This window comes from Lichenihabitans psoromatis, assembly GCF_004323635.1.
Lineage (GTDB): Bacteria > Pseudomonadota > Alphaproteobacteria > Rhizobiales > Beijerinckiaceae > Lichenihabitans > Lichenihabitans psoromatis.
Map to the genome: position 1 here is coordinate 1,454,556 of NZ_CP036515.1, position 13,701 is coordinate 1,468,256.

Sequence of the window (13,701 nt, forward strand, 5' to 3'; positions counted from 1 at the left end):
GGCTTTTTTGTCTCGAGGTTGTTACGCGGATCAGCGTATGCGTCAGCGTCCGACCGTCATGGCGACGCCCATGCCGCCCCCGATACACAGGGTCGCGAGGCCCTTGCGAGCATCGCGTCGGGCCATCTCGTAAAGGAGTGTGGTGAGGACGCGCGCACCGGACGCCCCGATCGGGTGACCGATCGCGATCGCGCCTCCGTTGACGTTTACGATCGCCGGATCCCAACCCATGTCTTTATTGACCGCCAGCGCTTGCGCCGCAAACGCCTCGTTGGCCTCGACGAGATCGAGATCGGCGACCTTCCATCCCGCCTTCTCCAGCGCCTTGCGCGAGGCAGGGATTGGGCCGGACCCCATCACGGCGGGGTCGACCCCAGCGGTCGCCCAGGAGGTGATGCGTGCGAGTGGCGTCAGGCCGCGCTTCTTGGCCTCTGCGGCCGTCATCAGCACCAGAGCGGCGGCGCCGTCGTTGATGCCGGACGCGGAACCCGCCGTCACGGTCCCCTCCTTTGAGAAGGCGGGCTTCAGCTTCGTCAAGGCCTCGAGGGTCGTGCCGGGCCGGATATGTTCGTCCTGATCGATCACGACGTCCCCCTTGCGACCCTTGATCGTGAACGGCACGATCTCGTCTTTGAACCGCCCTGAGGCTTGAGCCTTCTCGGCTTTGTTCTGGGACGCCACGGCGAACTTGTCCTGATCCTCGCGGGTCAACTGCCATTGCGTCGCGACGTTTTCGGCTGTGACGCCCATGTGATAGCCATGGAACGCATCCATCAGGCCATCCTTCAGCATGGTATCGACGAGCTTCAACTCACCCATCTTCACGCCCGAACGGAGATAGGCCGCATGCTGCGCTTGCGTCATGCACTCCTGGCCACCTGCGACGATGATCGAGGCGTCGCCGCTGCTGATCTGCTGCAGCCCGAGCGCGACGGCCCGTAAGCCGCTACCGCAAAGTTGATTAAGGCCCCAGGCCGTCCGTTCCTGCGGCACGCCTGCCAACATGGCGGCCTGTCGCGCGGGATTCTGGCCCTGACCCGCCGTCAGGACCTGGCCCAAGATGACTTCATCGACCTCGTCGGCCGACAGTCCCGCGCGCGCCAGCGCCGCCGTGATGGCGGTCGCACCGAGTTCATGGGCTGCAGTATTGGCGAAGACGCCGTTGAAGGTTCCGACGGCTGTGCGGGCTGCACTGACGATCACGATATCGGCGGTCGACATGGACGCTCCTCGAGTGGGGTTCTCCGCCAATGTCTGAGGCGGTTGACGGTGATGGCGCGCAATGTTCGATGATGCGCTCGGGCAAGGCAAGCCCAAGAAGACGCCGCCGTTTCCCATATATGGTGATGACCGGCGGTGTTCGGAAGACTGGCGATTTCGCCATCATGGCTATTTCGCAACAGCAACAAACCGCCTATCCTCGACCGGGAGAGCGTCACGCGATCAGGCGAAGAACAAGCTTCGAACTTAAAATCTCAGGGTGGAACCGCTTAACGCGAGTGTCGAACGGCTCGAGACCCGTCCGTCATCTCGAAGGAGGCTGTTCCCCGGCTATGGCGGACCCAGCATGACCGCGACTGATAAACCGATCACGATCAAGAAATACGCCAACCGACGATTATACAATACGGGAACCAGCACCTACGTGACGCTCGAAGACTTGGCCGGTATGGTCAAGCGTGGCGAGGATTTTGCGGTCTTTGATGCCAAGACCGGAGAGGAAATCACCCGCAGCGTTCTGGCGCAGATCATTTTTGAGCAGGAGGGCAAGAACGGCCAAAGTCTCTTGCCGACCGCTTTTCTCCGCCAATTGATCCGTTTTTACGGCGACAGCATGCAGATGCTGGTCCCGAGCTATCTCGAATTTACCATCGATAAGCTGACCACCGACCAGCACAAGATGCGCGAGCAGGTCGAGACCGCCATCGGTGGCAGCATGTTGCCGGGTACGGCGTTTCGCAGTCAGATGTTCGATCAGCTCGAGGAGCAGACCCGCAAGAACATGCTGATGTTCTCGCAGGCTTTGACGATGTTCAGCCCGTTCACGCCCAAGATCCCGGTTGGCGCGGTCGCTGAACCGAGCCCGACATCGTCGGCCCCGACCGCCGACGATCTCGAAGCGCTGCGGACGGAATTGAGCGACATGCAGAAACGCCTGGACCGCTTGGCGCCGAAGCCTGCGAGCGAGTGACGATGCGACCAGCTTCGGCTGGGTCGCTTTGGATTCGAGGGTCGTTGGAGAGCGGGCGGCTTGATGCTTGCAGGTGATCGCGCCAACTCACCCCCCGCAAGCAGAAAGGGCGCCGACTTTCGCCGCGCGCCCTTCATTCAACCTATAAACCGGAGACGCGTCTTAGCGGGGCGCCAGGATCATGACCATCTGACGGCCTTCCATCGATGGCTCGGTCTCGACTTTGGCGATCGCGAGCGTCTCTGTTTTCACCCGATCAAGGAGGCGATACCCAATATCCTGGTGGGCCATTTCACGCCCGCGGAACCGAAGCGTAACCTTGACCTTGTCGCCTTCCTCGAAGAAGCGGTGCACCGCTTTCATCTTGGTATCGTAATCGTGTTCGTCGATGCCGGGCCGAAGCTTGATTTCCTTCACTTCGACGACCTTTTGACGCTTGCGCGCCTCGGCGGCCTTTTTCTGTTCGAGGAAGCGGAATTTTCCGTAATCCAAGATCTTGCAGACTGGAGGATTGGCATTTGGAACGATCTCGACAAGATCGAGTCCAGCCTCTGTCGCGATCTGCAGCGCCTCCTGCGTGTCGGTATTGCCACGATTGCGCCCCTCGGCGTCAATCAGCTGGACCTCCTTGACACGGATATCGAGGTTTATACGTGGCCCGTCTTTCTGCGGGACCGGTGCTGCTTTCATTGGACGACGAATGGTTTTCTCCTCTGCGACGATAGTCTGAGTGGTCGGCCGATGCGCTGCGACCCGTCATGACCTGATGGCTGGCGATAACATGATGCGGCATCCGCCCATGTCAACAATAAAGCCCAGGGCGACGCGAAAAACCACGGTCTTGTCACGTTGGAACACGCTATCACGCGGCAAGAAATGGCGCAATTGCATGCCGATGGACTTGAGTTTAGGCATCGGACATTGAAGATAGCGCGTAGCGCTCGTCCTGGTGGTGGCGAAGCAGGAAGGGAGCAGTGGTGTCGGAACCCGAACGCGCAGCCAATCGTGATTTGCGAGGGCTGAAGGTTTTCATCGTCGAGGATGAATCGCTCATTGCGATGCTGCTCGAGGACCTCCTTGGCGAGATCGAGTGCGACATCGTCGGCTCTGCTTTGACGTTCCGTCAGGCGATGGAACAGGCCCCAACGATTGCGGCCGATGTCGCGATTCTCGACATCAATCTCGGCGGCGACGCCATCTTCCCGGTCGCGGAGATCCTTGCGGCGCGCGGCATGTCAATCATCTTTGCGAGCGGTTATGGCGCAACGACGTTGCCGGAGGCGTGGCGCAACCGCCCGACGCTGCCGAAGCCGTTTTCGGCCGATCAAGTCGCTGATGTTCTGCAAAAAGCGATCGGAGCCTCGGCAGGATGAGCCGCCCCTTCGCCACGTTGGACGTGTTTACCGATGTGGCTCTCGCGGGTAATCCTCTGGCGATCGTCCTCGATGCGGACGCTCTCGATCCAGCGCGGATGCAAGCTATCGCTCGCGAATTCAATCTGTCCGAAACCGTTTTCGTTCAAACGCCGCGCGATCCCGCGCATGAAGCTCGTCTGCGGATCTTCACACCTGCGGCCGAGCTTCCGTTTGCCGGTCATCCGACCGTCGGAACGGCAGTGTTTTTAGCGCTGCGGTATCACCGCGACCGCCTCGCGACCGGCGACGTAACGGTGGTGCTCGACGAGACGATCGGGCCAGTGACCTGCCGGGTTCGGATGCGGGCGGGCGTGGCGCATGCCCGCTTCGATCTGCCTCGACTTCCGGCTTCGAGCGGCACGACCGCATCGAACACTTTGGTTGCGGCGGCCCTCGATCTGACCGTCGACGACATCGGCTTCGGCCGTCATGTTTCCAGCGTCTTTTCTGCGGGCGTGGCTTTTACTTTCATACCGTTGCGCGACCGCGAGGCCCTCGCACGGGCAAGGCCCGACCTCACGCGCTGGCGCGACGCGTTCGGGGAGTTCGGTGCCGTCTACCTCTACACCGACAACACCGCGAGCCCGGACCACCAGATCCGCGCCCGCATGTTCGCGCCAAACATGGGCATTGCGGAAGATCCGGCCACCGGTGGTGCGGTCGCGGCTTTCGCGGGCGTTCTCCTGCACTATGGCGACCTTGCCGACGGTGACCATGCATTCATCATCGAGCAGGGGTTCGAGTTGGGACGTCCGAGCCTCATCGAACTCGGCCTCACTCTGCGCGACGGGCGGTTGGTGTCCGCTTCGATCGGCGGCACCGCCATCGTGGTGTCGCACGGAACGCTGGAGCTTGAGTGACCGAGCGCGTCACTCCCGAAGGGCCGTTCACGCTCGATCATGTCGATGCCATCGACTGTTGTCTCGAGACGGTGCCGTGGCTTTTCGCCAGCGACCACGCCGATGCGATCGACGCGCATTGGGCGACGCTCCTGGCGGCCTTACCGAAGATGTTCAACGGCCGCGTCCTGCTACAGCATCGCGGCGCTGTGGAGCAGGACGACACGGGCCGGAGGGTCTATCGCGGCGCGTATTTCGAGGCCGAGTTCAAGGCCTTTCTCGCGTGGCGCGATTTCGGTTACCCGATGCTCGGCGTTCGCAACGGCTTCGCGATGGCGGCCTTGCGCGGGTCCGACGGGGGATTCGTGCTCGGCGAGATGGGTCCCCACACCGCCAATGCGGGGCGCATCTACTTTCCCTCCGGGACGCCGGATCTCAGTGATCTCGTGGGCGATCGCGTCGATCTCGACGGTAGCGCCCGGCGCGAACTCGTCGAGGAGACCGGGCTCGATCCCGACGACCTCGATTTTGCGCCCGGCTTCACTCTCCTGCACGATCCGGTGCGGGTGTGCTGCATGAAACTGGTCCGATCGCGCGAGCCTGCCGATGCGCTGGCGGCCCGGATCGAGGCGGCCCTCGCGCGGGACGCCGATCCGGAATTGGTCCGCATCCATGTGGTCCGGGGCGAGGCCGACATGCGCCCCGAAATGCCGGTCTTCGTGACCGTCTATATGCGGCATATGTTCGCGCGGGATCTGTAGTCCGGAGCGCTGATCAGCCCGGATAGCCATGCCGGCGCTTGGACGCCGCAACCATGCCGCTGGCTTGGCCATCATGCCCGGCCGAACAGGCGCTCTCGGCTTTGGCGATCTCACCCTTGATCTGGTTGTAGACCTTCGGTTCGATGTTGCCGCTGGCGTAATCGTTATCCTGCACGGCACGCCAACGGGCGATGTCGCCTGCGCAACCGGCTCCCTCCGGCATCTTGAAGTTCGGCGGCGTGAACGGCCGGGTTGCATAGCCTGCGTCGGGATCGTTGGCCTGTTGCGCGAGCGCCGCCGGTACGGTCCACCCGACGAGCACCAGCGTCGCCACGCTGATCACGGCCGACCGCTTGACCGGCCGCGAGCCCTGGTGACGCAGCATCGGATTTGCGTGCAATTTGGCCATGATGTTCTCTCCTGATTCGGCACGAAACCGTAGTCGGATCGCCGCGATGCGGAAAGATGCGGCTCGCCTCACGGAGATCGCCGATGGAACGCCGCTCTGGGCTCCGCTTCGCCGTCTTTCTGGCGCTTCTGATCGAAGCCTCACCGAGCTTCGCGCAGGAGCCTCCTCTCGCTTCGGGCAAACCGCATGTCGATGTGCTGCTGGTGCTCGCAGCCGACGTGTCCCGCAGCATCGACGAGCAAAAGTTCGAGCTGCAGCGGAAGGGATATGCGGCCGCTTTGGCCGATCCGCGCGTGCTCGAGGCGATCGCGTCCAACCCGGACAAAACCATCGCGGTCGCGTTCATGGAATGGGCTGGATCGGAGTCGCAGAAACTCGTGATCGATTGGACGCCGATCCGCAACGAGGCCGACGCCAAAGCGTTCGCCCAACTGGTGTTGGGGGCTCCGCGTTCCTTCTATGATCGAACCGCGATCGGCTCCGCGCTGGATTTTGCGACCGCGCAATTCGACCATGCGTCCTTCGTGGCAACGCGGCGCATCATCGATGTGTCGGGCGATGGGGCCAGTAACGGCGGCACGGACATCAAGGCGGCGCGAGACGCGGCTCTTGCCCATGGGGTTACGACAATCAACGGGCTGGTGATCCTGAGCAGCATGGACGGGCCGCGCTATCTCGTGGAACATACGCATCCACCAGGTGGACTTGCGGCCTATTACAAAACCAACGTGATCGGCGGCGTCGCCGCTTTCGTGTCGAGCGCCGAGAGCTTCGAGAGCTTCGATCGCTCGCTCATCGCCAAGATCGTCGAGGAAATTTCGTGAGCGACACCGACATCGGACCCGCGGCCGAGGCGCGACCCGAGGCCAAGCCGCGGATCGGTATCGTCTATTGCACGCAATGCCATTGGCTTCTTCGAGCCGCCTGGATGGCCCAGGAACTTCTGTCGACCTTCGGAACCGAGCTAGCCGAGGTCGCGCTCGTGCCGTCGACGGGTGGCACGTTCCGGGTCGAATACGACGACATCGTCATCTGGGAGCGCAAGCGCGACGGCGGCTTTCCGGAAGCCAAGGTGCTCAAGCAACGCGTCCGGGATCAACTCGACCCCGGTCGCGATCTCGGTCATTCGGACCGCTGAAGCCTCACGCCTCGGCCGGAATGGCCGACTGGCTCCGCCACAGGTCGATGCCGCCCTCGGTCGCATGCGTATCGATGCGCGCGAGTTCGTCGGTGTCGAAGGCCAAATTGTTGAGGGCATCGAGCGAATTGTCGAGTTGCTCGACCGTCCGCGCCCCGATGAGGGCCGACGTGACACGCTTATCGCGTAGCACCCAGGCGATCGCCATTTGAGCGAGTGACTGTCCGCGGGCTTGAGCGATGTCGTTCAGCGCCTTGATGCGGGCGAGATTGTCGTCCGAGACGTGATCGGGGGAGAACGACCCATTTTTGGCGGCGCGCGACGCCTCCGGCACGCCGTTCAGATATTTGTTCGACAGCAGGCCTTGGGCCAGCGGCGAAAAGGCAATGCAGCCGACGCCGATCTCCTCGAGTGTATCGAGCAGCCCATTCTCGACCCAACGGTTCAGCATCGAATAGGACGGCTGGTGGATCAGGAAGGGCGTGCCTTGCTGCTTCAGGATCGTGTAGGCCGCGCGAGTTCGCTCGGGAGAATAGGACGACACACCGACGTAGAGCGCCTTGCCGGAGCGCACGAGTTGATCCAGCGCGCCCATTGTCTCTTCGAGGGGTGTCTTAGGGTCCGGCCGGTGGTGATAGAAGATGTCGACATAGTCGAGGTTCATCCGCTTCAGACTATCGTCGCAGCTGGCGACGAGATATTTGCGCGACCCGAAATTGCCGTAGGGCCCGGGCCACATATCCCAGCCGGCCTTGGACGAAATGATTAATTCATTGCGGTAGGGACGGAAGTCGAGATCCATCCAACGGCCGAAATGGTCCTCGGCCGACCCGTAGGGCGGACCGTAGTTGTTGGCGAGATCGAAATGGGTCACGCCGCGATCGAAGGCGCGGCGCAGGATCGCGCGGCCGGTCTCGAAGACGTCGGTCCCGCCGAAGTTCTGCCAGAGCCCAAGCGAAATGGCCGGAAGATCGATGCCCGATCGCCCGCAGCGACGGAAGGTGGCAGTCTCGTAGCGGTGTTCTGCGGCCACATAGGTCATGATTGCTCCCTCGGAACGGGGGCGTGACCGCCTCGAAGACGCTCCGCCCGCTCGTCATTGTCCCCGATATCGACCCGCTTCCGCAGCGGGCCGATCGTTCAGGGGATACTCAGGCGGCGGCCGCAAGGTTGCGAAGCACGTATTGAAGAATGCCGCCGTGGCGGAAATATTCCAGTTCGTCGGCCGTATCGATGCGGCAAATCACCGGAACATGCGTCACGCGTCCCTTGTCGGACGTGATGACGGCTTCCATCGTCTGGCGCGGCTTTAGGCTTTCGCCCAAGCCGACGATCGACACCGTCTCGTCGCCCTTGAGGTTGAGGGTCTGCCACGACATGCCCTCTTCGAACGTCAGGGGCAGAATGCCCATGCCGACGAGGTTCGAGCGATGAATGCGCTCGAAGCTCTGCGCGATGACGGCGCGGATGCCGAGCAGTTTGGTGCCCTTTGCGGCCCAATCGCGCGACGAGCCGGTGCCATATTCCTTGCCGGCGAACACGACCAGCGGCACGCCCTCCTGCTTATACAGCATGGCCGCGTCGTAGATCGGCAGTTCCTCGCCTGACGGGTAGTGACGGGTCACGCCGCCTTCGACGCCGGGCACCATCTGGTTCTTGATGCGGATATTGGCAAAGGTGCCGCGCATCATCACTTCGTGGTTGCCGCGGCGGGTGCCGTATTGATTGAAATCCTGCGGGCGGACCTGATGCTCCATCAGGTAGCGGCCCGCTGGGGACGCGGCTTTGATCGAGCCGGCGGGCGAGATGTGGTCGGTCGTGATCGAGTCGAGGAACAGGCCGAGCACCCGCGCGTCCTTGATGTCCGCGATGGCAGCGGGCGTCTTGGTTAAGCCGTCGAAATAGGGCGGGTTTCTCACATAGGTCGAGGCCATGCTCCAATGGTAGGTCTCGCTGACCGCGATCTCGATGCCCTTCCAGTGATCGTCGCCCTCGAAGACGTTGCCGTATCGATCCGCGAAGGTCGCCTTGGTGACCGACGCCTTCCGCATATCGGAGACTTCTTCCTGGGTCGGCCAGATGTCGCGCAGGTAGACGGGGCCGTTGTGGCCCATGCCGAGTGGCTCGTTGACGAGGTCGACGTGGAGCGACCCTGCAAGCGCATAGGCCACGACAAGCGGGGGTGACGCGAGATAGTTGGCCTTCACGTCCGGATTGACGCGACCCTCGAAGTTTCGATTGCCCGAGATGACGGCCGACGCCACCACGTCATGGTCGTTGATGGTCTTCGAGATATCCGTCGGCAGCGGGCCGGAATTGCCGATGCAGGTCATGCAGCCGTATCCGGTCACGTTGAAGCCGAGCGCATCGAGATCCTGCTGCAGGCCTGTCTTGGCGAGATATTCACCCACCACCTGCGAGCCGGGCGACAGCGAGGTCTTGACCCACGGCTTGGTTTTGAGACCGGCCGCAACCGCCTTGCGGGCCAGCAATCCCGCCCCGATCATCACGTTCGGGTTGGAGGTGTTGGTGCAGGAGGTGATCGCGGCGATCACGACGTCGCCGTGGCCGAGATCGAAGGCGGCATTCTCGACCGAGAACCGCACATCGGTGTCGTCGACCTTATATTCCTTCAGCAAGGAATTGTTGAAGCTCGCCTTTGCGGTTTCCAGCGTGACGCGATCCTGGGGGCGCTTCGGTCCTGCCAGCGAGGGCACGACGTCGCTGAGATCTAGCTCGATCGTCTCGGTGAACAGCGGGTCGGGCAGCGATGAATCGCGCACCATGCCCTGCGCTTCGGCATAGGCCTTGACGAGCGCGACGCGCGCATCGGTCCGGTTAGTGGCCTCGAGAAAGGTGATGGTTTCTGCATCGATCGGGAAGAAGCCGCAGGTCGCACCATATTCCGGCGCCATGTTGCCGATGGTGGCACGGTCGGCGAGCGACAGGCTGTCGAGACCGGAGCCGTAGAATTCAACGAATTTATTGACGACCCCGAGCTTCCGAAGCATCTGCGTCACCGTCAGCACCAGATCGGTCGCGGTGCGGCCTTCCTTCAGACGATTGGTCAGTTTGAAACCGACGACCTGCGGCAGCAGCATCGATAGCGGCTGACCCAGCATAACGGCTTCGGCCTCGATGCCGCCGACGCCCCAGCCGAGCACCGCCAGTCCATTGACCATCGTCGTATGCGAGTCGGTGCCGACCAGCGTGTCCGGATAAGCGATCTGAACGGTTTCGCCGTCGATCGTCTCCGGGCGGCTCCACACCGTCTGCGACAGATATTCGAGATTGACCTGGTGGCAGATGCCCGTGCCGGGCGGCACGACGCGGAAATTCGAGAAGGCTTGCTGCCCCCAGCGCAGGAAGCGATAGCGCTCGCCGTTACGCTCATATTCGATATTGACGTTGTCGCTCAACGCCTGCGGCGTGCCGAACTCGTCGACGATAACCGAATGGTCGATGACGAGATCGACCGGGACCAGGGGGTTGATCTTGTTGACGTCGCCGCCGAGCCCGAGCATCGCGTCGCGCATGGCCGCGAGATCGACCACAGCCGGAACGCCGGTGAAATCCTGCATCAGAACCCGGGCCGGACGGAACGCGATTTCGCGTTCCTCCTTGCCACGCTTGTCGAGCCATTGCGCTACTTGTTCGATGTCGGCCTTCGTGACCGATCGGCCATCCTCGAAGCGCAGCAGGTTCTCGAGCAGCACCTTCATCGAGAAGGGAAGTTGCGACACGCCGGCGAGGCCGTTCTTCTCCGCCTCGGGAATGGAGAAATAAACGTATCTCTCGCCGCCGACGTCGAGCGTCCTGCGGCATTTAAAGCTGTCGAGCGAGGCCATAGCTTTTCCCTGATCGTGATGGGACGGGGGCGTGTTGTTGTAGATAGTTCTAAAGTTGCGGGGTACACGGAGCAAGGCTGCCTGCCAAGCATCAATGAGGTCTCGCCTGGATACGACCCGCTCTTCGCTGGCCCATCTTCTGGTCGACGACCTGACGATTGCCCGGGGCAGCCGCACTGTGTTGCAGGGCGTGTCGTTCAGCATCGCTCCGGGCGAGGCCGTGCAGGTGACCGGCCCGAACGGGGCCGGCAAATCCACGCTGCTGCGCGCGATCTGCGGGTTTCTGCCTTGGGTTTCGGGCACGGTCCTATGGACAGGAGCCGAGGGCGCCAACCGGGCCGATGCGCCGATGCTCGCCGAAAGCGTGCATTATGTCGGCCATGCCGATGGGCTGAAAACCGCACTGACGGCACGCGAAAATATCGAGATCGCGGCGGCCTTGAGCGGCGGCGTCACAACCTCGCCCGATCTCGCGCTGAAGCGCCTCGATCTGCTCCACGTTATCGACATCCCGGTCGGTTATTTATCCGCGGGACAGCGGCGGCGGGTGGCGCTCGCGCGGTTGCTGACGGCGCATCGTCCGCTATGGCTGCTCGATGAGCCAGCGACCGCGCTCGATCGCGCCGCGCAAGCCATGCTGGCCGAGATCATGACGGATCACCTGACCAGCGGTGGCTTGATCCTCGCGTCCACTCATGCGCCGCTCGACTTGCCGGGGCTGCGCGACCTGTGGCTCGAGCCGTGATGCGGGTCGGTCATCAGAATAAAGGGATTTCGCAAGTGATCTCGGACGTGATCCGGTGATCCGCGCGCTTCTGGCGCTGTTCCGGCGCGATCTCACCTTGGCGCGTCGCATCGGCGGCGGCGGCCTGATGGGCGTCGTCTTCTTTCTCAGTCTCGTCACCATCGTGCCGTTCGCGATCGGCCCAGACCTGAACCTCTTGTCGCGCATCGGCCCCGCCGTGCTCTGGATCGCGGCGCTTTTGTCTGGGCTGCTCGGGCTCGACCGATTGTTCCAAGCCGACGACGAAGACGGCTCGCTCGACCTGTTGCGGCTGAGCCCTGTTCCGCTCGAACTCGTGGTGCTGACCAAATGCCTCGCCCACTGGTGCGCCACCGGCCTGCCGATGGTGATCGTGGCACCTCTGTTCGGCCTGATGCTGGCCCTCGATGGTCCGGCGCTTTGGGGTGTCACGCTCAGTCTCTTGGTCGGTACCCCCGCGCTGACGTTCCTGGGTGCGATTGGCGCGGCCCTCACGGTCAGTCTCCGCCGCGGTGGGCTGCTGCTCTCGATCTTGGTGATCCCGCTTGCAGTGCCGGTGCTGATCTTCGGGGTATCGACCGCGCAGGCCGCGAGCGGCGGCACCGTCCCGTTCCTCACGCCGCTCCTGATCCTCTGCGGTCTCAGCCTCGGAGCTTTGGCGCTGGCGCCGTTTGCGGCCGCAGCGGCGCTTCGCGGCGCTGGGGAGTGAGGCACTGCGACGACCGGCGTCACCCAATCGGTTCATGCGACCGCAAGTCGTCGCTGGTAGGATGCGGCAGCTTGGCCTAAATTGAGGTCGTGTCGATCCTTACCACCTACGCCAACCCCACAAATTTTCTCCGGCTGACCGGCCGGCTGCTGCCGTGGCTCGCGAGCGTCGCGGCGCTCGCCCTGGCGGTCGGGCTGTATCTCGCGCTGTTCGTCGCACCCGCCGACTATCAGCAGGGCGAGACGGTGCGGATCATGTATATCCACGTGCCGGCCGCCTGGGTGTCGCTGTTGGCCTATCTGGTCATGACGGCCGCGGCGTTGGCGACGCTGGTCTGGCGGCATCCGCTGGCCGAAGCGGCCCAGAAGGCGGCCGCACCGCTTGGCGCAGCCTTTACGTTCATCTGCCTGGTCACCGGCTCGCTATGGGGCAAGCCGATGTGGGGCACCTATTGGGTGTGGGATGCGCGACTGACGTCGGAACTCGTGCTGTTGCTGATCTATCTCGGCCTCGTCGCCCTATGGCAGACGATCGAGGAGCCGGGCCGTGCGGCGCGCGCCGCTTCGATCATGACATTGGTCGGCTTCATCAACATTCCAATCGTCAAATTCTCGGTCGACTGGTGGAACACCTTGCACCAGCCGGCCTCGGTGTTCCGCATGGGCGGTCCGACGATCGCGGCCTCGATGCTGTGGCCGCTCCTCGTCATGGCGGTGGGCTATACGGCGCTGTTCGCGACCCTGCATCTGATGGCGACCCGCAACGAGGTGCTGCGACGCCGCGTGCGACGGCTCACCATGCTGGTCGCTGCGGGGGCGAAGCCGAGCGTCGCTCGTATGCGGCCCGCAAGGGTGTCGCCGTGATGGATCAGCCGGTCGACATGCACGTCGGTTTCATCGTCGCGGCCTTCGTGATCACCGGCCTCGTGCTGAGCGGCACCCTCGCGGCCGTGCTGCTCGATTATCGCGCCCAGTTGCGCGCCCTGGCGCGGCTCGGCCGCCCCGCCGGCAAGGACCTCGACGCATGACCGAGACGCCGCTTTCCGGGTCATCTGACATCGAGCGACCGCGGCGGCGCTTTCTCGTCATGCTTCCGCTGGTCGCCTTCGTGGCCCTGGCGGGCCTGTTCATGGTGCGGCTCGGCGCGGGCGATCCGTCCCGTATTCCCTCGGCCCTGATCGGGCGTCCCGCGCCCGTCTTCGCGCTGGCGCCGTTGCCAGGGCTCGAAACGCGCGGCCCCGGCGGCTTGACGGATGCCGATCTTCGTCAGGGTCATGTGACGCTCGTGAATGTCTTCGCCTCGTGGTGCGCCGAATGTCACGACGAGCACGACGCCCTGATGGCGCTGTCGCGCGACCCCGCGCTCGCCGGTGTCACCATGGCCGGCATTGTCTACAAGGAAGATCCTGAGAACGCCCGCCGCTACCTCGGCCAAAAGGGCAATCCGTTCGCACGCGTCGGGACCGACCCGTCCGGCCGAACCGGCATCGATTTCGGCGTCTATGGCGTGCCCGAGACATTCGTGATCAAGGGTGACGGTACGATCGCCTATAAGCTCGTCGGCGGCTTGACGGACGCGACACGCCCAGCCCTGCTCGAGGCGATCCGCAAGGCCGCGAGCTGACCGTT

At 63.3% G+C, this 13,701-nt stretch carries 16 protein-coding genes; 11 read left to right on the forward strand and 5 right to left on the reverse strand.

All coding sequences use genetic code 11. The features are described from left to right. Window positions 1-42: 42 nt before the first annotated feature. On the reverse strand, window positions 43-1,221 hold the full coding sequence (locus EY713_RS06740) for an acetyl-CoA C-acetyltransferase (RefSeq protein WP_131114137.1): 1,179 nt from the start codon (window positions 1,219-1,221) through the stop codon (window positions 43-45). A gap of 346 nt (window positions 1,222-1,567) precedes the next feature. On the opposite strand from EY713_RS06740, the gene phaR reads away from it, so the two are divergent. Further along, window positions 1,568-2,191, forward strand: coding sequence for a polyhydroxyalkanoate synthesis repressor PhaR (gene phaR / locus EY713_RS06745; protein ID WP_131114138.1), 624 nt, complete (start codon window positions 1,568-1,570; stop codon window positions 2,189-2,191). 162 nt (window positions 2,192-2,353) lie between these two features. Here the strand turns inward: phaR and infC are convergent, their stop codons facing one another. Beyond that, window positions 2,354-2,881, reverse strand: a complete 528-nt coding sequence (gene infC / locus EY713_RS06750) for a translation initiation factor IF-3 (RefSeq protein ID WP_131114139.1) — start codon at window positions 2,879-2,881, stop codon at window positions 2,354-2,356. A gap of 287 nt (window positions 2,882-3,168) precedes the next feature. Between infC and EY713_RS06755 the strand changes: the two genes are divergently transcribed. The 3 genes from EY713_RS06755 to EY713_RS06765 are packed head-to-tail and all read left to right on the forward strand — an operon-like array spanning window position 3,169 to window position 5,206. Beyond that, window positions 3,169-3,564: a response regulator gene (locus EY713_RS06755; protein ID WP_207388308.1), complete on the forward strand. Its 396-nt coding sequence runs from the start codon at window positions 3,169-3,171 to the stop codon at window positions 3,562-3,564. Then, window positions 3,561-4,466: a PhzF family phenazine biosynthesis protein gene (locus EY713_RS06760; RefSeq protein WP_131114140.1), complete on the forward strand. Its 906-nt coding sequence runs from the start codon at window positions 3,561-3,563 to the stop codon at window positions 4,464-4,466. Before EY713_RS06755 ends, EY713_RS06760 begins: the two co-directional genes overlap by 4 nt. Next, window positions 4,463-5,206 (forward strand): NUDIX hydrolase, encoded by a 744-nt coding sequence (locus EY713_RS06765; RefSeq protein ID WP_131114141.1) that lies wholly within the window; start codon window positions 4,463-4,465, stop codon window positions 5,204-5,206. The genes EY713_RS06760 and EY713_RS06765 overlap by 4 nt, the downstream gene beginning before the upstream one ends. 13 nt (window positions 5,207-5,219) lie before the next feature. On the opposite strand, the gene EY713_RS06770 is transcribed toward EY713_RS06765, so the two are convergent. Then, complete coding sequence (locus EY713_RS06770; RefSeq protein WP_131114142.1) at window positions 5,220-5,615, reverse strand: hypothetical protein; 396 nt, start codon at window positions 5,613-5,615, stop codon at window positions 5,220-5,222. Window positions 5,616-5,698: 83 nt separating this feature from the next. Here EY713_RS06770 and EY713_RS06775 point away from each other — a divergent pair, with 83 nt between their 5' ends. Next, the gene (locus tag EY713_RS06775; RefSeq protein WP_131114143.1) at window positions 5,699-6,439 is read left to right on the forward strand and encodes a DUF1194 domain-containing protein; all 741 of its coding nucleotides are present in this window, start codon (window positions 5,699-5,701) and stop codon (window positions 6,437-6,439) included. Next, complete coding sequence (locus EY713_RS06780) at window positions 6,436-6,753, forward strand: Rdx family protein (RefSeq protein ID WP_245504321.1); 318 nt, start codon at window positions 6,436-6,438, stop codon at window positions 6,751-6,753. Before EY713_RS06775 ends, EY713_RS06780 begins: the two co-directional genes overlap by 4 nt. 4 nt (window positions 6,754-6,757) lie before the next feature. Here EY713_RS06780 and mgrA read toward each other — a convergent pair whose 3' ends face one another. Then, a complete protein-coding gene (gene mgrA, locus EY713_RS06785; RefSeq protein ID WP_131114144.1) occupies window positions 6,758-7,795 on the reverse strand; it encodes an L-glyceraldehyde 3-phosphate reductase in 1,038 nt (345 codons plus the stop codon). A gap of 109 nt (window positions 7,796-7,904) precedes the next feature. Continuing rightward, window positions 7,905-10,601, reverse strand: coding sequence for an aconitate hydratase AcnA (gene acnA / locus EY713_RS06790; RefSeq protein ID WP_131114145.1), 2,697 nt, complete (start codon window positions 10,599-10,601; stop codon window positions 7,905-7,907). A 94-nt stretch (window positions 10,602-10,695) separates the two neighbouring features. Here acnA and ccmA point away from each other — a divergent pair, with 94 nt between their 5' ends. From ccmA to EY713_RS06815, 5 genes are all read left to right on the forward strand, one after another. Continuing rightward, the gene (ccmA, locus tag EY713_RS06795) at window positions 10,696-11,346 is read left to right on the forward strand and encodes a heme ABC exporter ATP-binding protein CcmA (protein WP_131114146.1); all 651 of its coding nucleotides are present in this window, start codon (window positions 10,696-10,698) and stop codon (window positions 11,344-11,346) included. A gap of 55 nt (window positions 11,347-11,401) precedes the next feature. Further along, complete coding sequence (gene ccmB / locus EY713_RS06800; RefSeq protein WP_131114147.1) at window positions 11,402-12,073, forward strand: heme exporter protein CcmB; 672 nt, start codon at window positions 11,402-11,404, stop codon at window positions 12,071-12,073. Between the two features lie 89 nt (window positions 12,074-12,162). Next, the gene (locus EY713_RS06805; RefSeq protein WP_131114148.1) at window positions 12,163-12,936 is read left to right on the forward strand and encodes a heme ABC transporter permease; all 774 of its coding nucleotides are present in this window, start codon (window positions 12,163-12,165) and stop codon (window positions 12,934-12,936) included. After that, window positions 12,936-13,100, forward strand: a complete 165-nt coding sequence (gene ccmD / locus EY713_RS06810) for a heme exporter protein CcmD (RefSeq protein ID WP_170314070.1) — start codon at window positions 12,936-12,938, stop codon at window positions 13,098-13,100. Before EY713_RS06805 ends, ccmD begins: the two co-directional genes overlap by 1 nt. Continuing rightward, a complete protein-coding gene (locus tag EY713_RS06815; protein ID WP_131114149.1) occupies window positions 13,097-13,696 on the forward strand; it encodes a DsbE family thiol:disulfide interchange protein in 600 nt (199 codons plus the stop codon). The genes ccmD and EY713_RS06815 overlap by 4 nt, the downstream gene beginning before the upstream one ends. Window positions 13,697-13,701 lie beyond the last annotated feature (5 nt).

What these genes read in the sequence shown, in the direction of transcription:
- EY713_RS06775 (WP_131114143.1), top strand. Translation starts at nt 5,699, where the DNA reads ATGGAACGCCGCTCTGGGCTCCGCTTCGCCGTCTTTCTGGCGCTTCTG.
- mgrA (WP_131114144.1), bottom strand. Translation starts at nt 7,795, where the DNA reads ATGACCTATGTGGCCGCAGAACACCGCTACGAGACTGCCACCTTCCGT.
- EY713_RS06740 (WP_131114137.1), bottom strand. Translation starts at nt 1,221, where the DNA reads ATGTCGACCGCCGATATCGTGATCGTCAGTGCAGCCCGCACAGCCGTC.
- EY713_RS06760 (WP_131114140.1), top strand. Translation starts at nt 3,561, where the DNA reads ATGAGCCGCCCCTTCGCCACGTTGGACGTGTTTACCGATGTGGCTCTC.
- ccmA (WP_131114146.1), top strand. Translation starts at nt 10,696, where the DNA reads ATGAGGTCTCGCCTGGATACGACCCGCTCTTCGCTGGCCCATCTTCTG.
- EY713_RS06815 (WP_131114149.1), top strand. Translation starts at nt 13,097, where the DNA reads ATGACCGAGACGCCGCTTTCCGGGTCATCTGACATCGAGCGACCGCGG.
- acnA (WP_131114145.1), bottom strand. Translation starts at nt 10,601, where the DNA reads ATGGCCTCGCTCGACAGCTTTAAATGCCGCAGGACGCTCGACGTCGGC.
- phaR (WP_131114138.1), top strand. Translation starts at nt 1,568, where the DNA reads ATGACCGCGACTGATAAACCGATCACGATCAAGAAATACGCCAACCGA.
- infC (WP_131114139.1), bottom strand. Translation starts at nt 2,881, where the DNA reads ATGAAAGCAGCACCGGTCCCGCAGAAAGACGGGCCACGTATAAACCTC.
- EY713_RS06770 (WP_131114142.1), bottom strand. Translation starts at nt 5,615, where the DNA reads ATGGCCAAATTGCACGCAAATCCGATGCTGCGTCACCAGGGCTCGCGG.
- ccmD (WP_170314070.1), top strand. Translation starts at nt 12,936, where the DNA reads ATGGATCAGCCGGTCGACATGCACGTCGGTTTCATCGTCGCGGCCTTC.